Source organism: Pseudomonas sp. GQ91 (assembly GCF_059758795.1).
In genome coordinates this window covers 519170-539869 of sequence record NZ_JCAXED010000001.1, presented here as the reverse complement: position 1 = coordinate 539869, position 20700 = coordinate 519170, and the positions used below count along the sequence as shown (strand labels likewise).

22 protein-coding genes are annotated in these 20700 nt (G+C 60.3%); 7 read left to right on the top strand and 15 right to left on the bottom strand.

Annotated features, from left to right (window positions below):
• Positions 1-16 precede the first annotated feature (16 nt).
• The gene (locus AC6CIA_RS02105) at positions 17-487 is read left to right on the top strand and encodes a GFA family protein (protein ID WP_498310405.1); all 471 of its coding nucleotides are present in this window, start codon (positions 17-19) and stop codon (positions 485-487) included.
• Between the two features lie 87 nt (positions 488-574).
• Positions 575-1324 carry a tellurite resistance TerB family protein gene (locus AC6CIA_RS02100; protein ID WP_498310404.1) on the top strand — a complete coding sequence of 250 codons (750 nt, stop codon included), beginning with the start codon at positions 575-577 and terminating at the stop codon, positions 1322-1324.
• A gap of 8 nt (positions 1325-1332) precedes the next feature.
• Here the strand turns inward: AC6CIA_RS02100 and AC6CIA_RS02095 are convergent, their stop codons facing one another.
• From AC6CIA_RS02095 to AC6CIA_RS02075, 5 genes are all read right to left on the bottom strand, one after another.
• Complete coding sequence (locus AC6CIA_RS02095) at positions 1333-2139, bottom strand: PA4824 family protein (RefSeq protein ID WP_498310403.1); 807 nt, start codon at positions 2137-2139, stop codon at positions 1333-1335.
• A 70-nt stretch (positions 2140-2209) separates the two neighbouring features.
• Positions 2210-4924, bottom strand: coding sequence for a magnesium-translocating P-type ATPase (mgtA, locus tag AC6CIA_RS02090; RefSeq protein WP_498310402.1), 2715 nt, complete (start codon positions 4922-4924; stop codon positions 2210-2212).
• Between the two features lie 234 nt (positions 4925-5158).
• Positions 5159-5455 carry a hypothetical protein gene (locus AC6CIA_RS02085; RefSeq protein WP_498310401.1) on the bottom strand — a complete coding sequence of 99 codons (297 nt, stop codon included), beginning with the start codon at positions 5453-5455 and terminating at the stop codon, positions 5159-5161.
• A gap of 306 nt (positions 5456-5761) precedes the next feature.
• A complete protein-coding gene (locus AC6CIA_RS02080) occupies positions 5762-6373 on the bottom strand; it encodes a LysE family transporter (RefSeq protein WP_498310400.1) in 612 nt (203 codons plus the stop codon).
• A 145-nt stretch (positions 6374-6518) separates the two neighbouring features.
• Positions 6519-7802 carry an arsenic transporter gene (locus tag AC6CIA_RS02075; RefSeq protein ID WP_498310399.1) on the bottom strand — a complete coding sequence of 428 codons (1284 nt, stop codon included), beginning with the start codon at positions 7800-7802 and terminating at the stop codon, positions 6519-6521.
• A 146-nt stretch (positions 7803-7948) separates the two neighbouring features.
• Between AC6CIA_RS02075 and AC6CIA_RS02070 the strand changes: the two genes are divergently transcribed.
• The 4 genes from AC6CIA_RS02070 to AC6CIA_RS02055 all read left to right on the top strand — a co-directional run bounded on the left by AC6CIA_RS02070 (position 7949) and on the right by AC6CIA_RS02055 (position 9716).
• Positions 7949-8164, top strand: coding sequence for a hypothetical protein (locus AC6CIA_RS02070; protein WP_498310398.1), 216 nt, complete (start codon positions 7949-7951; stop codon positions 8162-8164).
• 88 nt (positions 8165-8252) lie between these two features.
• Positions 8253-8948 (top strand): AzlC family ABC transporter permease, encoded by a 696-nt coding sequence (locus tag AC6CIA_RS02065; RefSeq protein ID WP_339533001.1) that lies wholly within the window; start codon positions 8253-8255, stop codon positions 8946-8948.
• The gene (locus AC6CIA_RS02060) at positions 8945-9256 is read left to right on the top strand and encodes an AzlD domain-containing protein (protein WP_339532984.1); all 312 of its coding nucleotides are present in this window, start codon (positions 8945-8947) and stop codon (positions 9254-9256) included. The genes AC6CIA_RS02065 and AC6CIA_RS02060 overlap by 4 nt, the downstream gene beginning before the upstream one ends.
• Positions 9257-9362: 106 nt before the next feature.
• Positions 9363-9716 carry a hypothetical protein gene (locus AC6CIA_RS02055; RefSeq protein WP_339532983.1) on the top strand — a complete coding sequence of 118 codons (354 nt, stop codon included), beginning with the start codon at positions 9363-9365 and terminating at the stop codon, positions 9714-9716.
• Positions 9717-9849: 133 nt separating this feature from the next.
• Here AC6CIA_RS02055 and AC6CIA_RS02050 read toward each other — a convergent pair whose 3' ends face one another.
• Entirely contained in the window at positions 9850-10554 is a 705-nt protein-coding gene (locus AC6CIA_RS02050) for a YoaK family protein (protein WP_498310397.1), read from the bottom strand.
• 97 nt (positions 10555-10651) lie between these two features.
• The gene (locus AC6CIA_RS02045) at positions 10652-11563 is read right to left on the bottom strand and encodes a LysR family transcriptional regulator (RefSeq protein WP_498310396.1); all 912 of its coding nucleotides are present in this window, start codon (positions 11561-11563) and stop codon (positions 10652-10654) included.
• A 113-nt stretch (positions 11564-11676) separates the two neighbouring features.
• Here AC6CIA_RS02045 and argC point away from each other — a divergent pair, with 113 nt between their 5' ends.
• A complete protein-coding gene (gene argC, locus AC6CIA_RS02040; RefSeq protein ID WP_498310395.1) occupies positions 11677-12600 on the top strand; it encodes an N-acetyl-gamma-glutamyl-phosphate reductase in 924 nt (307 codons plus the stop codon).
• Positions 12601-12616: 16 nt separating this feature from the next.
• Here the strand turns inward: argC and AC6CIA_RS02035 are convergent, their stop codons facing one another.
• The 8 genes from AC6CIA_RS02035 to AC6CIA_RS02000 form a co-directional block, all read right to left on the bottom strand.
• Positions 12617-13408, bottom strand: coding sequence for a nucleotidyltransferase domain-containing protein (locus AC6CIA_RS02035; RefSeq protein ID WP_498310394.1), 792 nt, complete (start codon positions 13406-13408; stop codon positions 12617-12619).
• A 15-nt stretch (positions 13409-13423) separates the two neighbouring features.
• Positions 13424-13909 (bottom strand): P-loop nucleotide/nucleoside kinase family protein, encoded by a 486-nt coding sequence (locus AC6CIA_RS02030; protein ID WP_498310393.1) that lies wholly within the window; start codon positions 13907-13909, stop codon positions 13424-13426.
• A gap of 96 nt (positions 13910-14005) precedes the next feature.
• A complete protein-coding gene (locus AC6CIA_RS02025; RefSeq protein WP_498310392.1) occupies positions 14006-15640 on the bottom strand; it encodes an ATP-binding cassette domain-containing protein in 1635 nt (544 codons plus the stop codon).
• A 144-nt stretch (positions 15641-15784) separates the two neighbouring features.
• Positions 15785-16813: a DNA topoisomerase IB gene (locus AC6CIA_RS02020; RefSeq protein ID WP_498310391.1), complete on the bottom strand. Its 1029-nt coding sequence runs from the start codon at positions 16811-16813 to the stop codon at positions 15785-15787.
• A gap of 81 nt (positions 16814-16894) precedes the next feature.
• A complete protein-coding gene (gene modC, locus AC6CIA_RS02015) occupies positions 16895-17980 on the bottom strand; it encodes a molybdenum ABC transporter ATP-binding protein (protein ID WP_498310390.1) in 1086 nt (361 codons plus the stop codon).
• Positions 17980-18660 (bottom strand): molybdate ABC transporter permease subunit, encoded by a 681-nt coding sequence (gene modB, locus AC6CIA_RS02010; protein WP_498310389.1) that lies wholly within the window; start codon positions 18658-18660, stop codon positions 17980-17982. The genes modC and modB overlap by 1 nt, the downstream gene beginning before the upstream one ends.
• Positions 18661-19437, bottom strand: a complete 777-nt coding sequence (gene modA / locus AC6CIA_RS02005; RefSeq protein ID WP_498310388.1) for a molybdate ABC transporter substrate-binding protein — start codon at positions 19435-19437, stop codon at positions 18661-18663.
• Between the two features lie 108 nt (positions 19438-19545).
• Entirely contained in the window at positions 19546-20610 is a 1065-nt protein-coding gene (locus tag AC6CIA_RS02000; protein ID WP_498310387.1) for an NAD(P)H-dependent flavin oxidoreductase, read from the bottom strand.
• Between the last annotated feature and the right edge of the window lie 90 nt (positions 20611-20700).

The window sequence follows — 20700 nt, the reverse complement described above, 5'->3', positions numbered from 1 at the left end:
TCAAAAGGAATGAGTGATGAGCGTTGAAAGGGTTTGTTGGGAAGGTGGTTGCCGATGTGATCGGGTACGGTTCACCGTCAGTATGAAGCCGATTATCACCATGGCCTGTCATTGCACCGGTTGCCAGAAAATGTCCTCCAGCGCCTTCTCCCTCAGCGCGCTCGTACCTCAGGCTGGTTTTACCATCAACCAGGGCGAGCCAGTGATCGGCGGGCTCCACGGTGCCGCACGCCATTATTTCTGCGCGCATTGCATGAGTTGGCTGTTCACACGCCCTCACGGTATTGATGATCTGGTCAACCTGCGAGCGCCCCTGCTGGATGATGCCAGGGACTACGTTCCGTTCATGGAAACCTGGACCAGCGAGAAGCTGCCATGGGCATCCACACCTGCAGTCCACAGCTTTGCGCAGCTTCCCGAATCTGAAGAATTCTCGCACCTGTTACAGGCTTATGCCGAGTTTGCTGCGGCGGATGCCAATCGGTAAGTCGACGCCGGCCGCGTGATCTTGGCGTTATAGGGAGGAGCGGCTATTGTTCTTGGTCTGGAGCACAGCTCAAAGGAGAGCGTCACCATGAACACCAGCGATTTACTCGAACAGTTGCTGCGAGCCGGTCAGGCCTCGATGACACAACAAGGGGGCTCGGCTGCACCCCAAGGCGGGGCAGGCGGGTTGGGTGGGCTGGGTGGTTTGTTGGGCGGCTTGCTTCGTGGAGGCGGTTCTGGCGCTACCGCGTCGGGCGGCGGCGGGCTGGGGGATCTGCTCGGTGGGCTCGGTGGCCTGGGCGGAATGCTGGGTGGCGCGGCGTCGGGTGGTTCGACCCAAGGACGTTCCGGTGGCAGCAACTATGCGGCCCTGGCATCACTCGGCATGATGGCTTTCCAGGCGTATCAAGCCTGGCAGCGGCAACAGGCTTCGGCGCCACAGCAGGCGTTGCAGACGGTTGACCAACTGTCCGGCGCTGAAGTCGAAGCGCACAGTCATGCGGTGTTGCGAGCATTTATCGCGGCCGCCAAGGCTGATGGGCGGATTGATGAGCAGGAAACGCACCTGATCAATGCCGAGATCAAGCGCCACACCGACGATCCGCAGTTACAGCAATGGCTGGACGCCGAAGTCGCCAAGCCATTGAGTGCAGCCGATTTTGCCGAATATGCCCATGACCCGGCGATGGCATCGGAGGTTTACCTGGCCAGTGTCATGTTGGTGGATGATCAGCAGGATGCCGAACGTGGTTATCTGGATGAACTGGCGGGCGCGCTGAACATTGATCCCGAGCTGCAATTGCACCTTGAGCAACAGGCCAAAGGCCAAGCTGCCTGAAGCGGCGATTAAAACCGCAACGTTGCCCCTGTCGTCAGCCATGGGGCCCGGTCTTCGACCAGGCTGCGCCCTATCACCAGGTCGACATCCAGATGTTTGCCGACATGCAGTCGCGGCCCGGTCTGCCAGGCCTGGTCGCCATGCTGTCGGCCGTATCGCTCGGCGACCCATGTCAATGAATCCGCGACGCTGTACTCAAACCCGACGCCCCAGGCCAGGCGTTGGCTCTGCTCGCCGTCGTCATAGGCGTGGGCCCAGCCGGCGTTGACGTTCAAGCGCAGTGCGTCCCGTGGTTGCCAGGTAAGCGGGACACCCAGCTCCGCACCCTCAAAGGCATGCCGACGATGCACCGCGACATGCGCCGCGCCGGCTATCGCGATCTCAATGCCCGCGTCCTGCCATGACCATAACGAGGCCTTGAACTGTGGGCTGACTTGAGTCTCGGTTTCGTCATCCTCGATAACAGCCGTCCATTGCACCATTGGTAATGCCCTGGGCGTGCACGCGGCCGAGAGGGTTGTGTGGTGCGTCGATGCATCATGTCGATTGCGGGTGTACCAGGCATCCAGGTTGCATTCGCCGGGCGCATTGATTGCGCCGTCGTCAACCACATAGGGGCCGCCGGCTGCGAAGGCCCGGGACAGCAGACTGAGCAACAGGATGCCGCCCAGGGTCGTGCCGATAAAGATCAAATTACGCCGCAATGCGCGTTGCCGAGAGGCCGGCAGGGACCGGAAGAGCGGGCTGGCGGCGGATTTTTGCCGGTTGCGGTATTTGGCGAACCCGTTCGGACGCCGCGATGTGTGTTTGTGCATGGTTCATGCTCCAAAAAAAGCTCAACGTGCCCGGGCGCGGGCTATCGGACGACAGCCCGCGCCGGGTGGCTCAGTACCACTGCTTGAAGCGGCGGATGTAGAGAGTCTTCATCAACTGTGCGACGCAGCAGTAGCTGACCAGAGTGGCCACCAGCCATGGGAAGTACGCCAGTGGCAGCGGTTCCAGGCCGACCAGCGTGCCCAGGGGCGAGAAGGGCACGTAGATCCCCAGCACGATGACGATGCAGGTCATCATGAGTACTGGCCAGGCGGCGGTGCTCTGGAAGAACGGGATCTTGCGGGTGCGCAACATGTGCACCACCAGGGTTTGCGAGAGCAGCCCTTCGATGAACCAACCGGACTGGAACAAGGTCTGCATTTCCACGCTGTTCGCCGAGAACACGTACCACATCAGGGCAAACGTGGTGATGTCGAAGATCGACGAGGTCGGCCCGATCCAGATCATGAACCGTCCGATATTCTTCGCATCCCATTTGCGCGGCTTGGCCAGGTACTCCTTGTCCATCTTGTCCCAGGGCAAGGCCAACTGAGAGATGTCGTACATCAGGTTTTGCAACAGCAGATGGATCGCCAGCATCGGCATGAACGGAATGAATGCGCTGGCAACCAATACCGAGAACACGTTGCCGAAGTTGGAACTGGCGGTCATGTTCAGGTACTTCATGATATTGCCGAAGGTCTCGCGCCCCTTGAGCACGCCTTCCTCCAGCACCATCAGGCTTTTTTCCAGCAGGATGATATCGGCCGATTCCTTGGCAATGTCGGTGCCGCTGTCCACCGAAATACCGACGTCGGCGTCGCGCAATGCAGGCGCATCGTTGATGCCATCTCCGAGAAAACCGACGGTATGCCCATTGGCCTGCAACGCCTTGAGCACCCGGGATTTTTGCAGTGGGGTCAGTTTGGCGAAGAGCGTGCGTTCCTCGACCTGCCGCTTGAGGGTGGCATCGTCCATGGCTTCGATGTCCACCCCCAGCAGCGGCTCACCAGGCTCCAGGCCGACCTGGCGGCAAATGGTGCGAGTGACCACCGCGTTGTCGCCGGTGAGTACTTTGATGGCGACGCCGATCTCTTGCAGGGCCGCAATCGCAGGGCCCGCGGTTTCCTTTGGTGGATCCAGAAAGGTCAGGAAACCGTGGATCACCAGGTTGCGCTCATCGGCGGTGGTGTAGTGCTGGCGGGCCAGGGCCTTGGGAATGTTGCGGGTGGCAACCACCAGCACCCGGAAGCCGTCCTCGTTGTAGTCGTTGGCGGTGTTCAGCAACTCCTGGCGACGTTGCTCATCCAGCGCGACGGCGGTATCACCCGCCATCAGATGCGTGGAAATGCTCAACATCTCCTCGACCGCGCCTTTGCACACCAGCAGGTGATCGTCGTGGCTGTCCTTGAGCACAATCGACAGACGCCGGCGTACAAAGTCGAAAGGCAATTCATCAACCTTGCTGTAGGCAAACGGCACCTGGAACTTGGGATTGTGCTGGGAGAACTCCACCACGGCCTGATCCATCAGGTTCTTCATGCCACTTTGATGATGGCTGTTGAGCCAGGCCAGGGACAGCACCTTATCGTCCCGTTGGCCGAAGGCGTTGACGTGGTGTTCGAGGATGATCTTGTCTTGGGTCAGGGTCCCGGTCTTGTCGGTGCAGAGCACATCCATTGAACCGAAGTTCTGGATCGCGTTGAGGCGCTTGACCACCACTTTGCGCTTGGCCATGGCCGTCGCACCCTTGGCCAGGTTGGCGCTGACGATCATTGGCAGCATTTCCGGGGTCAATCCCACCGCGACCGCCAACGCAAACAGAAATGCGTCGCCCCAGTCGCCTTTGGAGAAACCATTGAGGAAGAACACAATGGGCACCATCACCAGCATGAAGCGAATCAACAGCCAACTGACGCTGTTCACTCCACGGTCAAACGCGGTCTGCACCCGCGAGCCGACAATCGCCTTGGCCAGCGAGCCGAAATAGCTGCGCGGCCCGGTCGCGACCACCACCGCCCGGGCCCGACCGCTGACGACGTTGGTGCCCATGAAGCAAATATTCTGCAGGTCCAGCAGGTTGCCCTGGTCCGGTGCTTTAAACGTCGCGGATTTTTGCGTGACATCGCCCAGGGTGTCGTACTTTTCCACGGGCAGGGCTTCGCCGGTCAACACCGCCTGGCTGATGAACAGATCGCGGGATTCGATCAGGCGGATATCGGCGGGGATCATGTCACCGGCCGACAGTTGCACAATATCGCCGGCCACCAGCTCGCGCATCGGCACTTCGCGCAGCGTGGGTTGCGCGCCGACTTGGGCCCGTCGCAGCACAGTAGCGGTGGTGCGCACCATGGCTTTCAAGGCTTCGGCGGATTTTGCCGAGCGATGTTCCTGCCAGAAGCGCAACAGGCTGCTGAGAAGAACCATGGTCATGATGATAATGACCTTGGTCAGCTCGGTTTCTTCACCCGCACGCAGCGGTAGCCAGTAATCGGTGACGAAACTGATGGCGCCCAGGGTCAGCAGCACGTAGATAAACGGGTTGTTCAGGGCCTGGAAAAACTGCACGACGGCGTGAGGCGGCTTGTCGTGGGCCACCTCGTTGTAGCCTTCACGTTGCAGACGGGCGCTGGCGTCCAGCTCGGTCAGGCCGTCTTTGCTCGCCCCGACGTTGGCGAGCGTGGCGGTGAGGCCGTTGTGCGCTTCGCGAGCGGCCCGCGTCGACAGTTTGGCGTCAGAGTCGGTGCGGGTTTTGTTCGGTAGTTGCGTGGTTTTTACTGCGCTCATTGTATGTACTCCTGTCGCCATTTTTTCGACAAAACATACCCGCTACTTACCTGCTGACAGGCGAGCGAAAGCATGCCGAGTCGCTGTTGTCGCGATCGGTTTTAATGAATATCTAGTGGGGCTATGAAAGCTGATTGTTTAACTGGCGCGCAGCGAAGTACGACTGGATTAGTTCACGAAGAACGCCAGTTAGATAATTAACCCATCATCAGGAAGTTGCTGTTTCCAACCGGCTTACGCCACGCGAACGCTCGGATAGCGGTTCAGCATCACACTCGTTTGGGCGAGCAGGCTGGAAACGTTTCGACCCTGAGGATCTTGAGGGTCGGTGTGATCCCGCTGCTCGACCAGATGGCCAGTATTGGGGCGCAGACGCCAGTAGGCCTGGAGAGGTACCAGGCTGATACGCGCAGAGGGGGAAATCAAGGCGATGCGTGGTCGGGCAGCGCCCAAGAATCCACGCCGCAGCTTGGCCCGCAGGGTATTGGCCCGCCCATGCAGTTCGGATAGAACAAAGGTTTTGAAATTCATAACACACCTCGGGACCGGACTGGCGCCGGCTGAGGCAGTTACGTTGGAGCGTCAAGCTCTAGCGCAGCTTACCCGGCCTGAAAGGCGAGTCCCGTCATTACTCTGGGTTTGGTGCCCGACTCCCGCATTCACGGTGAGTGGACAGCGACTAGATACTGTGTCCATTGGCTTCTTTTGTGAGATTGAAAAAGGCCTGAAGTGCAGGCACGGGCAATCTACTCAGGCGTGCGGAAGTTGTCAATATTTAATAAGCTGATGGAATGTTGGTTCAGAGACTGTTCAGGTAAGGAAACCAAGTTTATATATTCAAAGGCTGCCGGCGGCGAGGAATGCCAGATAGATCAACACCGCGCCACAAGTGCCATAACTGATGCGCTGCCAAGTTGCCGATGCGTTTTTTCTCAATACATTCACCAGGGCTGCAATCAGGAAACACGAGAGGATCGATGCCAGCATGAACCCGGCGAAAAACATCAGGGTCTGGCCATGACTTGGCGTGGCCCCGACCATGCCTGATAGCGCGCTGCCAAGGGCGCCCCAATAGACAATGTTTTTCGGGTTGGCCAGTGAGATGGCGGCTCCGACCATCAGTGCATTGCGTCCACTGCCCACGGGAACGTTGTCGGGTTGCGGCAGGCGCCAGGCATCCAGCAGGCTGCGTACCCCGAGCCAGGCCAGGTACAACGCGCAAACGGCGGTCAGGGGAACCCTTATCGCTTCATGCTGAATCAGCAGCGCCATGCCGGTCAGGCCGATCACTGCCCAGGTTGCGTCGCCCACCAACGACCCGACCTGCACCAACAGCGCCGGGGTAAAGCCGTGCAACAGGCCGCGACGCAAGGTTTCCGCCAGTACCGCGCCGGGGGACAGGCAAAATACAAAGCCAAATACCACGGCGGAAAAAAAGATCATCAACATGGTCAGGGGCTTCCAGCGGTGTGTTGGCTCAGACAGGCGCGGTGCATGGAACTCATCCGTGGAGCTCGGTGAGGGTCGAGAGTGGCGAGCATACGCTGTCCACTGCGCTCGAATCGACTGTCGATTGGCCCTCGTCGACAGTTTTTCAAAGACTGAGGCGCAGGGTCAGCGCGGCCAGGGTGATCAATAGCACCGGGAGTGTGAGGACGATGCCCACCTTGAAGTAGTAACCCCAAGTGATCCGGATGCCTTTTCGCGCCAGAATATGCAGCCAAAGCAGTGTCGCGAGGCTGCCGATAGGCGTGATTTTCGGCCCCAGGTCGCTGCCAATCACGTTGGCGTAGATCATTGCCTCCTTGACTATGCCCACTGTGTGACTGGCCTCGATGGACAGCGCACCGATCAATACGGTTGGCAGGTTGTTCATGGCCGACGACAGCAACGCGGTCAGCAAGCCGGTCCCGAAGGCCGCGCCCCATACGCCGTATTCGGCAAAGGTGTTGAGCCAGGTGGCCAAATAGCTCGTCAGACCGGCGTTGCGTAAGCCATAGACCACCAGGTACATGCCCAAAGAGAAAATCACGATCTGCCAAGGCGCCTCCTTCAGCACCTTGCGGGTGGATATCGTATGGCCCTTGGCGGCGATCACCAGCAACAGCAACGCGCACACCGCGCTGATGGCGCTGATGGGAATCCCCAGTGGTTCCAGGGCAAAACAGCCCAACAACAGAATGCCCAGCACCCACCAACCGGCGTAGAAGGTGGCGCGGTCATGGATGGCACTGGCCGGATCGTCGAGGACGGCGGGGTCGAAGGTTTGCGGAATATCGCGCCAGAAGAACCACAGCAGCACTGCCAGTGTCGCCGCAACGCTGACCAGGTTAACCGGCACCATCACGGCGGCGTATGCGTTGAAACCGATGTTGAAATAGTCCGCGGAAACGATGTTCACCAGGTTGGACACCACCAGCGGCAGGCTGGCGGTGTCGGCGATAAACCCCGCGCCCATGACGAAGGCCAGGGTTGCCGCCGGGGAAAAACGCAGCGCCAGCAGCATCGACATGACGATCGGTGTGAGGATCAGGGCCGCACCGTCATTGGCAAACAATGCCGACACCAGGGCGCCAAGCAGCACCATATAGGCGAACAACCGTCGACCCCGGCCGCGCCCCCAACGCGCGACGTGCAGCGCAGCCCAGGCGAAGAAGCCGGCTTCGTCCAGCAGCAAGCTAATGATGATCAGCGCGACGAAGGTGCCCGTGGCGTTCCAGATGATGTGCCATACCACCGGGATGTCGGCCAGGCTGACAACGCCGCTGGCCAGCGCCAGGATCGCTCCGATGGAGGCGCTCCAGCCCACGCCCAGGCCTTTGGGCTGCCAGATGACCAGGGTAAGGGTGAACAGGAAAATGGCGACGGCGATGAGCATCAAGCACGAATCTCCAATGAGGGGGTGCAACAAGCCTTTTGATTGACCTGTGACAAGGTACGTGGATTGCAAGCCAAGTGCTTGAAATTAAAATGAAACATAGCTGTCGTAAATTGCCCGCTCTTGGTGATTAAGGAAGTACCCGCGTGACCCGTGCCACTCGAAACCTGCGCAAGACCCTCGATTCCGTTGCGGATAATAACGAAACCGCAGCCTTTGACCTGATGCGCGCGGTGGAAAAGCTTGCTGATGAGGTCTTGCGCCAGCGCTTGCTCAATACCATTCATCGCCTCAATCAGGATGCTCACGAATTACGCGAAGCCCGCGACGCGGTGGAGCGGGTGTCAGTCAAGCTGGCTTGAGCCCGTAGCGCAGCGAGCAATATCGTTCAAGACAGCGTCCGCTGGCGCTGCCATGCTTGTCGAATGTCTGTCGATGAGCCTGTCTTCCATGCCTGCTACCTTGCCTCATTACGCTTTCGCGCGAGGTGCGATCGCGATTATTCCCCTGTCCTTGGCCTGTGGCCCGTGGGGGCTGCTGGCCGGTTCTCTGGCGATTGACGCTCAGTTCACGCCCCTGGAAAGCCAAGGGCTGTCGGTCATTGTGTTTGCCGGCGCCGCGCAGTTGGTGGCGATCGGCATGGTCAAGAGTGGCGCGAGCCTGATTGCCATTTTGCTGACGACCCTGCTGCTGACTTCCCAACATCTGCTCTACGGCATGCACCTGCGCCCGACAGTTTCGCCGCTTCCGGCGCGCTGGCGCATGAGCCTGGGCTTCCTGCTGACTGACGAGTTCTTCGCGCTGGTCAGCCAGTACGATCGCGAGACCTTCAATCGCTGGTACGCCCTCGGGGTCGGCCTGACGTTTTACCTGATCTGGAATCTGTTCACCCTGGCCGGGATCGTGCTCGGCAAGAGCATTCCGAATCTGGATCAATTGGGGCTGGAGTTTTCCATCGCCGCGACCTTTATCGCCTTGATCACGCCGGTGGTGCGAGATGTGCCGAGCGTGGTCTGCGTCGCGGTGGCGCTGTTGTTCTCCGTGTTACTGAGCTACTGGCACTGGGAGTCGGCGGTGGTGGTGTCGGGCGTGTTGGGGATGAGTGCCGGGTATGCCTGCAAACGCCTGGGGGTAGGGCAGCGATGATTTTTGTGATGATTTTCGGCATGGGCCTGGCGGTTTTTTTCAACCGCTACCTGTTCCTTGAACCCCGTTTGCCGGTACGTCTCAATCGCGGTGCGCGAGAGTTTCTCGGTTTTGCGGTGCCGGGTATGTTGACGGCCATCTGTGGTCCGATCATTTTCCTCGCGGAGCATAGACTCAACCTGAGCCTGGGTAACCCGTACCTGTTGGCCGGTGCCTGTGCGGTAGCGTTGATGTTCTGGACCCGCAGCGTGCTGATTACGGTATTGCTGAGCATGGCGCTGTTTTACTGGTTCCGCTGGGTGTTGTAATAACCAGCGGCGAAACAACGTTCATCCAGTCACTGACTTTTGCTTGCGTGGCACCTGCTCAGCCAAAAGCAATGCTACAGTCGCGGTTTTCCAAGGAAACGATGGCATGCGGAAGGTGGTGATAGGTGCGTTGGTACTGGCAGCGTTGGCCGGTTGTGCCGGCTCGAAGATGAAACAGGCGCGTGCTGCCGCGCCCTACAAGACTTTGGCCTCGGATAAAGCGGCGCTGGTGGTTGCGCAGTGCATCCAGTTCGGCTGGCAGGACGAGGCAGTCTTTGGTGTCGATGCCGGTGGGTTCATGGAGCCTGCACAGGGCGGCGGCCACACGGTCTATACCACGGGCGGCGACTACTTCGTCGACGTGCGCGGCGCTGGCGCCACTACCACGGTCAGTTACTACGCCATCGAGGACAACTGGGCCGCCAAACGTCGTCTGGCGGCCCTGGCGACCTGTTTGTAAGTCGTCGCCTTAGAATTGTTCAGAAATGCCCGGCGGACACACCGCCGACGCTGACTTAATATACGTTCGCTCGCCCGATATTGGCTCTTTACCGGCACATGGACGTCGAGGCGGATGTCGGGCGAGCATCCGCTCAACGTGGCATGTAACCGAGGTGCCAGCGCCGCGGAATCTTCAGCGACACCAGCCCCAGCAGTGCCGAGAGCAGGCCGCTGACCAACAGTGCACGAATGCCCATGTGCTGTTCCAGCAAGGCGCCGATGACTGCGCCGACAAACATCCCGGCCCAGGGAATCAGTTGCACACGCCAGCCATTGCGCCGTTCTCCCAGCATCCAGCGCCCCAACCCTCGGCCGAAACGCGACAACGCGCCTGTCACGTAGGTCAGCCCCACGGGCAAACCATTCACCTCTTCGACCGCCGCATTGAGCATGCCCATGGCAATGATCGCCGCCAGCAATGCGGGTAACAGGTCATCCCACGGCCAGGCCGCGGCACCGCACAACAGCATGGCGATACACAGCAACAGCGGCAGCGCATGGCGCTTGCTGGCGCGGCTGATGATCACACCCAAGGCATTGCCGAGGACAAACGTGGTCACCAACAGTGTGAGGCGACCACTCAGGCCCAGATCGCCGTCACTGATAGCGACGGCCAGGCGCGTGGTGTTACCGCTCATGAATGAAACAAAGTCGCCGCTGGCCATAAAACCGATGGCATCGGTCATGCCGGCGAGCACCGACAGACTGGCCACCAGCATCAGTCCGACACGGCCACGCCATTTGTGTCGTTGCAGCAGGGCCGCGCTGGCCTGAGGTTTAAAGGAGGAGGGCAGCATGGGGCGGGCATCCTTGATGACTGCGGCAGTTTGTGAAAATACAGCAGGCCGGTGGCTTTATCCAAGAACTGGCTTCGAGCGCAATAGCCAGGAGGTATCATGCTTGTCCCGGCTTATCGACCTGGCTCAGATGGCTTAATCCCCACAGTACGTCCAGTACATGTTGAGTAGACCGTTCGACATGTGCGTCGCGATGGGCAATTCCCAAATGTCGCCACAGCGCAGGTCGCAGTGGCCGCATCACGATTCTGGCATCGGGCAACGGCGTGGACGCTTCATGCGGCAACAATGTCGCGCCATAACCCGCGGCCACCAGGCTCTTGATCGCGTCGTTGTAATTAAGCTGAATGCGCGGCGTGGGCTGCTCCCCTTCGCTGGCGAACCATTCTGCGGTCAGCCGCGAAAGTCGGGTGCTGTTGTCGTTCAGGATCAACGGCTGGGCGGCCAACCAGTCGGGCGTAATGACCGGCGGGCAATCCCAGCGGGCCGGCAGGAAAGCCAGCACCGGGTCGCGCCGCCACGGTTCAATCCGCAATCCCTTGATCGGTGGTTGCGGTAAGGCGACCAGCCCGATGTCCAGTGCGCCGTCGACGAGCTTTTTCAGGGTTTCCTGTGAGGTGAGCACCGCGACCTGCACATCGATCGTGGGATGCTGCTGACTCAAGGTTTCCAGGGCTTGAGGCATCAGCTGCGCAATGGCGCCCGTCGATGCGCCCAATCTCACGCGTCCCGCCAGACCCAGGACTTGACGCTGCACATCGTCCAGCGCCTGCTCGGCATCGGCCAACAGCTGTCGCGCCCGTTCCACCAGGGTTTCGCCAATCGCGGAAGGCTGAACGCGGCCCCGGGTGCGTGATAACAGCAGGGCGCCGACGCGGGACTCCAAATCGGCAATATGCAAGCTGACCGTGGGCGGCGCCAGGTTCAGCAAGCCCGCGGCCTTGGCAAACGAACCCAGGTCGGCAACGGCTACCAGGGTGCGCAAGCGGTCCAGGCTGATTTCACGCATGCATGACTCCTGATTCAGAAAATCTGAATTAAAGCATTCTTAAATTCAACTTTCATTATTGTAGGGTCATGGAGAAGATTGCGCTTATTGAATCTTGCTGACGAGCGCTTTGCATGACCACTCCCCTGATATTTATCGACGGCGACCAAGGCACCACCGGTCTGCAAATCCACCAGAGACTGCACGAGCGGGCTGATTTGCAGTTGGTCACACTCGCCGCGCAATACCGCAAAGATCCTCAACGCCGCGCCGATGCGATCAACGCCTGCGACATCGCGATCCTCTGTTTGCCTGACGATGCGGCACGCGCTGCAGTCGCCAGCATCAGCAATCCAGCGGTGCGGGTGATCGATGCCAGTTCGGCGCACCGTATCCACCCAGACTGGACCTACGGTTTCGCGCAAATGAGTCCACAGCAGGCGCAACATATTGCCAGCGCGCGTCGGGTCAGTAATCCCGGTTGTTATCCGACCGGAGCTGTAGGTCTGCTGCGTCCGTTGCTGGAGGCCGGCTTGCTGCCCAGGGATTACCCGGTCAGCATCCATGCGGTGTCAGGCTATTCCGGCGGCGGACGTGTGGCTGTCGAAAAGCATGAGGGCGAAACCGCATCCCAGGCGTCGGCGTTTCAACTATATGGGGTGGGCCTGATGCACAAGCATGTTCCGGAGATCCAACTGTACAGCGGCTTGGCGCAGCGCCCGATGTTTGTGCCGGCATACGGCGCTTTTCGCCAGGGAATCGTCTTGAGCATCCCGCTGGAGCTACGTTTGTTGGCCCCCGGGACTGATGCGACGCGGATACAGACGTGCCTGGAGCAGCATTACGCCGATGCCGATCATGTACAGGTCATGTCGATGGGCGATGCAAAGCAACTGCTGGCTCTGGACCCGCAAATGCTCAACGGGACGGACGATATGAAGTTGATGGTGTTTGAAAATGGCAATCAGGTCCTGTTGGCCGCGGTGTTTGACAATCTAGGCAAGGGCGCCGCGGGCGCGGCCGTGCAGAACCTGGATTTGATGCTGGCAGGTGCATGACTCGGGTACAGGAGCATCACCGGCTGCCCAGCCTATCCAGCTCCGCGACCATCCAACTTGAGAAGTCCCGAAGGCGAGTCGAAAACCCCATGCTCTGTGGATCATGAGCATTGGCGTGAGCCAGGAAAAACGCCATTTGCGCACGCATTGGCGGGTAATGCTGGAGGAACAGCTCTACATGCTCCTCCAGCGTCCGCGGCCATGCTTGTGCCTGTTCAGGACGAAGGACTTGCGTCGAGCGAATCAGCTTGCGCGCCGCCTCTCGCTTCAATCGCAGCCCTTGTTTCGGGGCTTTGGCTTCATCGATGAGTGTGGCGTAGCTAGCCAGTTTGAGCGCGAAGTCACCGTTCACGGCCATGGCGATTTCGCGAGACGGTCGGAATCGTTCGAAGTGCCGGGTCAAATCATTACCGCACAAGCTTCGGCAGTGATGCTTGAGCCAGTAGCCCCAGCTGTACAGATGTTCAGGCGCCAAAATTTCTGATCGGCTGCCGATATCGAAGTCGATTTTTGTGATTACCTTGTGTCGCCCCTGCAATTGCTGGCGAACGGCCTCAAGTGCTTGTATCTCTAGCTCGGTGGCGGGATCGCGAAGTACAAGGGTGAGATCCAGGTCTGAAAAGCCGGGTCGGGCGTCGCCTGTCGCGACGCTGCCGTACAGATAAACCCCATCCAGAGTCGGCTGCACAAGCGCGAGCGTGGCGCAGACATCGGCGAGCAACGGCTGAAACTCAGGTTGGGGACTGACGTCCGGCAGGGTCAGGATAAAACCCTCCGCATCAACACCCATGACAGGCACATGCGCCATGAAACCCTCCGTGGTTCAGGGGCGATGAACTCTGATGACAAGCTCTTCATCCGGATCAGGCGCGCGGAAGTGGCTGGTAATCAGGTCAAACTCGGCATCGGTCGCCGCAAAGTCGTGGTCGCGCTGCCGGTTCCGCGCGTGAAGCCGGGCACGGCAAGTGTCGTCATCCACCTCAAGAAAATGCAGGCAATGTGGCACGCGGGCGGTCAGGGCCAAGCCGCGCAACCATGCGCGATCCGCACCGGTATTGGCGGGAAAGTCCAGTACCACGCAGACGCCTGACTCAAGCAGGTCGATCACCAGCGGCCCCAACACCCCACGAAGTCTCTGTGCACACCGCAGGTAGTCCGCTACCGAACGAATCTCTCCAGGATAGAGCCGGGAAAGCCATTGATCTTCACTGAGTACCATCGCGCCGTGTTCAACGGCGAGGGTGTTGGCCAGCGTTGACTTGCCTGATGCGATCTTGCCGCACATCAGATGCAGCGTGGGTGTTGGCATGGGTGACAAGCTCCTTGTGTCGGCTCTGGATCATGAACGACGCAGGCTGATGGTGCAAAGGCTGAGCTGCCTGGCTGAATGAACCGTGCGTCCGATTCAACTCAGCGTCAGGCGCCAGCCATCGGCGTGCCAGCTCAGGACATGAGTCGGGTTGAGCGCTTCGAGAAAGCTGGCGTCGTGGGACACCGCTATCAGCGCACCGGGAAATCCCTGCAAGGCGCGTTCAAACGCGGTGATTGATTCCAGGTCCAGGTGGTTGGTGGGCTCATCCAGTAACAGCAGTTGCGCCGGGGTAGCGCGCCACAGAGCGACGGCCATGGCGGCCTTCAAACGTTCACCACCGCTGAGCTGGCCGACCGCTTGAGTGACCCGCAATGCATCCAGTTGCAACAAGGCCAATCGAGTGCGCAACTCGCCTTCGGCCAGTGGCGTGTTCAGCAGATTGAGCTGCTCGACAATTGAATATCGATCGTCGAGCAACGCCAGTGGTTGATCGATATAGGCGCAGGCGAGGTGCACGGCGCATTCACCACTGACCGGGAGCAATTGGCCTGCCAACAGTTTGAGCAAGGTCGATTTGCCGCAACCATTCGGGCCGCTCACGGCCACCCGCACCGGCCCGGTCAGGCTCACGCTGATGAACGAAGACGGCGCCGCAGGATCAAGCCAGGGAAGTTGCACATCGATCAGCGACAGGACCTGACGCCCAGCGGGCAGAAGGAGGTCAGGCAACGCCAGCAGGATCGGCGCGTCCTCCACGACACGTTCGTGGGCCGCTCGTACGCGCTGGTCCAGTTGCTGCTTGTGTTGCACATGAGCGCTGCGCACGTTGCTGACGATTTCATTCGCGCTACCTTTCCAGCGCGCCTGGGTGAAGGCGTCGACGTTCGCGGTTTCTGCGTGTTTGCGCGCGCGTGCGGCCTGGCGCTGGAGGCTGTCATGCTCATTTTGCAGGCGCTGGCGCTCACGACGCCGCTCCAGGCGCGCATGTTCGAGCGAGGCCTGAGCGGCGTGCTGTTCGGCATCACGTTGACGGCGATAGTCGTCATAGTTGCCGCCGTAGACACGCAGGCCCAGGGGCGACAGTTCGATGATCCGACCCACTGTATCGAGCAGTTGCCGGTCATGACTGACCATGAGCAAACCGCCGCGCCAATGCGCCAGCGTCCTCAGCAGCCAGTCGCGCCCCGCGCTGTCCAGATGGTTGCTGGGTTCGTCGAGAATCAGCAATTGTGGTTTCGTCAGCAACGCACCGATCAGCGCGACCCTGGCCAACTGGCCACCGCTGAGCTGTTCGGCGGGCTGGTCAACCGCGATATCAGACAAGTCAGCGGCGTCCAGCGCCTGGCGCAGGCGTTCGGCCAGGTCCCAGCGATCATCGATCAATTCCAGGTCATCGGGCAGCGCGTGTCCTTCGGCCAGGCGCTTCAGGGCAGCAAGAACGTCGGCGCACCCCGTCAGGTGCGCCACGGTTTGCTTGGGCGCCGGGTCGATGATTTGTGGGACGTAGGCCACGCTGGCCGAGGATTTGAGAGTGCCGGAAGACGGCATCAGTTCGCCGGCGATTAAACGCGCGAGCACACTTTTACCCATGCCATTGCGTCCGACAATGGCGGTAGGTGTGTGATCGAAAGAGACTGTGAGGTCTTCCAGCAAGGTTTCGCCATTGGCGAACTGAAAACCCACGTGATGCAAGGAAACAAGTACAGGCAGCCGCTTGACGTCAGTCATCAGCACCTCCAAAACACGGTGGTACAAGCCAACAAGCGCGCCGGGCGGCTCGTTGCGTTTACATGTTGGAAGGCTTAGTGGTTCACGTCGGCGGTCGTCCTGGGGACAGAGAGGTTCGACAGGGTAGCGCAACTGGAAGTTTTCCTACAAGGTCGCAGCCAGTCGTTCGAGAAACATCGCCAATCCCACTTCCTCGGCTTTCAAGCCTTTGCGTGCCCGAGGCTTGGGCAATTTCGCCAGCTCTCCGAGGGTAAAATGCTCGAGCACAGCCGGATGAATGTAGCATTTGCGGCACACTGCCGGGGTATTGCCCAACTGCCTGGCGACATCCTTGACCATCTGGACCAGGTGCTTTTTCGCGTCGGATTCCGGTTGCCAGGCCAACTCCCGCAGCACCGCCAACGCCTGTGCGCTACCGGCCCAGGTCCGGTAATCCTTGGCGGTAAAGTCCGCGCCGGTGAGGCTGTGCAAGTAGGCGTTGACGTCGGTTGAACTGACGGTACGTCGCTCGCCGTTTTCGTCCAGGTACTGGAACAGGTTCTGTCCCGGCAGTTCCAGGCAGCGCTTGATCACATTCGCCAGTCGCCGGTCCTTCACGCTGACCTGATGCTCGATGCCGCTCTTGCCGCGAAACTGGAAGAGGATTTCACTGCCCTTGATATCCACGTGCCGCGTGCGCAAGGTGGTCAACCCATAGGAGCGGTTGTCTCGTGCATATTGGCTGTTGCCGACCCGGATCAGCGTTGCGTCCAGCAACAACACCACGGTCGCCAGGACTTTTTCCCGATTAAAACCAGGGGTGGCGATTTGCGCTTCCAGTTGCTTGCGCAGCTTGGGCAGCGCGTTGCCGAACGCCTGCAGGCGCGAATATTTGTCGCTGTCACGCACTTCGCGCCAGCGCGGGTGATAACGGTATTGCTTGCGGCCCCGGGCATCGCGCCCGGTGGCTTGCAGATGGCCTTGCGGGTCGGCGCAGATCCAGACGTCGGTATAGGCCGGTGGGATCGCCAGGGCGTTGATGCGCTGGATTTCGGCGGCGTCGCTGATGCGCTGGCCGTCGGTATCGAAATACTGGAACTTGCCGCGCAGTTTTTTACGGCGCAGGCCTGGTTGGGTGTCGTCAACGTAATGCAGGTCGCGGGGCAGGTCGGCAAACAGCGCGGAGTCGGGCATGGCAAAGTCCTGGAGGGCAATCAGGCAGGTATGACTGATTGACCGCGGCCGTGTGCGGTGGTGCCAACGGATTGCACCCGATCAGGCCAGCACTGCCACCGCCTTGATCTGCGCCCACAAGGCCTGCCCGGGATGCAGTCGCAACTGGTCCCGTGAATAGCGGGTGATCCGCGCCAGCAAGGGCGTGCCCGCCGCATCGAGACGCACCAGCACATGGGCGCTGTTGTCGGCGGGAATCTCCTCGGTCACGATCACCGGCAAGCGGTTGAGGATACTGCTGTGTTCCTCCGGTTGCAGGCTGAGGCTGACATCCCGCGCCTGCACTTTGAAGCGCAACTGTTTGCCCAGGTTCAGCGGCCCGTGGGCCACGCGCATCTGTAACGGGCAGTCGGGCAATTGCAGCGTGAGTAACTGATAGTGAGCGTCATGGGCGCTGACGGTGCCGCTGATCACGACGCCAGCCTCGTCGCCAAGCGCCAGCGGCAAGTCGAGCCGGGCCAGGGTTTCGCCGATGGGGCCGCTGGCCAGGGCCTTGCCCTCGCTGAGCAAGACGATGTGATCGGCCAGGCGCGCCACTTCATCCTGGGCATGACTGACGTACAGCAGCGGAATCTCCAACTGGTCGTGCAAGCGTTCCAGGTAGGGCAGGATTTCGCCTTTACGCTTACTGTCCAGGGCGGCGAGGGGCTCGTCCATCAGCAGCAATTGCGGGCTGGTGAGCAGGGCGCGGGCGATGCCGATGCGCTGGCGTTCGCCCCCGGACAAGTGTTCGGGACGACGCTCCAGCAAATGGCCGATACCTAAGAGCTCGGTCGCCTGCGCCAGGTCGACCCGTCGCTGTTGTCGGGGGATGCGCTTGAGGCCGAACTCCAGGTTGGCCAGCACCGACAAATGGGGAAACAGACTGGCCTCTTGAAAGACGTAGCCGATGGCGCGTTTATGCGGCGGCACAAACACGCCGTTGCGGCTGTCTTGCCAGACCTGGTCGTTGATTTGCACAAAGCCGTGATCGGCCCGTTCCAGCCCGGCGATGCAGCGCAGGCACGTGGTCTTGCCGGAACCGGAATGCCCATAGAGCGCGGTGACGCCACGACCGGGCAATTGCAGGTCGACATCCAGGGAAAAACCCGAATAGTGCAGTTGCAGAGACAGTTCAATCATCGACATCAACCCCAACCCGCGCGGGTTTTGCGGCTGGAGTAGAGGGCCAGCAACACCAGGAAAGAAAACACCAGCATCGCGCCGGCCAGCCAATGGGCTTGCAGGTATTCCATGGCTTCGACGTGATCGTAGATTTGCACCGAGACCACCCGGGTCTTGTGAGGGATATTGCCGCCGATCATCAACACCACGCCGAACTCGCCGACGGTGTGCGCGAAACCGAGAATCGAGGCGGTGATAAAGCCTGGACGGGCCAGCGGCAGGATCACACTGAAAAACGTGTCCCAAGGGTTGGCTCGCAAGGTGGCGGCCACTTCCAGCGGACGGCTGCCAATCGCCGAAAACGCGTTCTGCAACGGCTGCACCACAAAGGGCATCGAATAGATCACCGAGCCGATCACCAGGCCCGCAAAACTGAAGGTCAGCGTGCCCAGCCCCAGCCATTGGGTGAACTGGCCGAGGTAGCCGTTGGGCCCCATGGCCAGCAGTAGGTAAAAGCCGATCACCGTCGGTGGCAGCACCAAAGGCAGGGCGACCACCGCGCCAACCGGCCCGCGCCACCACGAGCGCGTGCGCGAAAGCCATAAGGCAATCGGCGTACCGATGATCAGCAGAATCACGGTGGTCAGCGACGCCAGTTTCAGGGTCAGCCAGATCGCGGAAAAATCGGCACTCGATAGAGGCATTTACAATTGGTAACCGTAGGATTTGATGATGGCGGCGGCTTTCGGCCCTTTGAGGTAGTCAACCAGCGCCTGGACGGCCGGGTTGTCTTTGCCTTTATCGAGGATCACTGCGTCCTGTTTGATCGGGTCATGCAGCCGTGCGGGAACGATCCAGGCGGAACCGCTGCTGACGTGGCCCTCTTTATAAATCTGCGACAAGGCGACAAACCCCAGTTCGGCATTGCCAGTGGACACAAACTGGTAGGCCTGGGTGATGTTCTGGCCTTCAACGATTTTGTCTTTGAGCTGTTCGTGCAGGCCCAGCGTCGCCAATACCTGGGTGGCGGCGAGGCCATACGGCGCCGTTTTGGGATTGGCAATCGACAGATGCTGATAGTCATTTTTCTTCAGCACCGCGCCGTTGGCGTCGACATAACCTGCCTTGGGCGACCACAACGCGAGGGTGCCGACAGCGTAGGTGAAGCGTGAGCCCTTGACGGCATTGCCTTCGCTTTCAAGCTTTTGCGGGGTTGTGTCGTCGGCACTCAGGAACATTTCGTACGGTGCGCCGTTGTTGATCTGGGCATAGAACTGCCCTGTGGCACCGTAGGCGGCAACCAATGTGTGGCCGGTGTCTTTTTCGAAGGCGGCGGCAATTGCCTGGATCGGCGCGGTGAAGTTGGAGGCTACCGCGACCTGGACCTCGTCGGCCTGGGCCGAACCGAAGGTAAAGAGGGCGATCAGTGCGGCCAGCCTTGCAGCTTCGGGATATTGCGGTGAAAAAATGCGGGTACCCATATCAAGCAGCTCCTGGGGCGGGCAAAGGGTCGATAGCGCTATGTACGGGAATATATAGCGATCAACCCTCGGTGGTACAGTGCAACGTTGCCCCTGAAGCCGGTATTTTCAGGTTCTTTGAAGTTTTTCCAGTGCTTGTGCGCCTAAGGTTCGGGTCAGTTCATAGCTCGTCTGGTCCTTGCACAGGCGCAACGCCTGTCCCGACCACAGATTGCTGAACTCGGCTTCGCGCTTGGCCTTCAACGGCATCAAGGCGCCGCCGGACAACGGAAACGCTGGGGCGGCGGGGTTGATCGGTCCCAGTTCGCGCATGATCCGATTGATGATGCCGCGCGCCGGGCGCCCGGTGAACAGGTTGGTCAACGCCGTCTCACTGGCTTGGGCACTGCGCAATGCAGAGTGGTGTGACGCCGTGACGCTGGCCTCCGGGGTGAACAGGTAAGCTGTGCCGATCTGTACCGCCGACGCCCCGAGGGCGAACGCCGCGACGATGCCCCGCGCATCACCGATGCCGCCGGCCGCGATCACCGGCAGACTGACGGCATCGACAATCTGCGGCACCAAGGCCATGGTGCCGATCTGGCTGTTGAGGTCCTCGCTGAGGAACATCCCGCGATGGCCGCCGGCTTCATAACCCATGGCGATGATGGCGTCGCAGCCGTGCTGCTCCAGCCAGATTGCCTCCTGCACGGTGGTGGCGGACGACAACACTTTTGCACCCGTGGCCTTGACTCGCTCCAGCAGACGCTTCTCCGGCAGGCCGAAGTGAAAACTGACCACTTCGGGGCGAAATTCTTCCACTACTTCACACGCGACACTGTCGAACGGCGCACGATTTGACACGGGTGTCGGCGCATCGAAGTCGGCGCCCAGTTCACGGTAGTAGGGCTCCAGCAGGTTTTTCCACTGGCGATCACGCTCGGCATCGGCAGGTGGAGGTTGGTGACAGAAGAAGTTGACGTTCAGCGGTCGCGTGCCGGCTGCGCGCAAGGTGCTCAGCGCCTCGCGCAGTTGTTCGATACTCAGGGCTGCGGCGGGCATGGAACCCAAGGCCCCGGCGCGGCGGGCGGCAATCACCATCGCGGTCCCGGTGGCGCCCGCCATGGGGGCTTGAATGATCGGCAGTTCAATGCCCAGCAGATCGAGAATGCGGGTGTCTGGCCAGGTGCTCATGGATCGCGTCTCCAGAAGGAATGCATGCCCGCTGTTTTAGCAGGGCCTGGGCACCGGCGGCCAGTCTGTTTTATTCACTGGACGAACCCG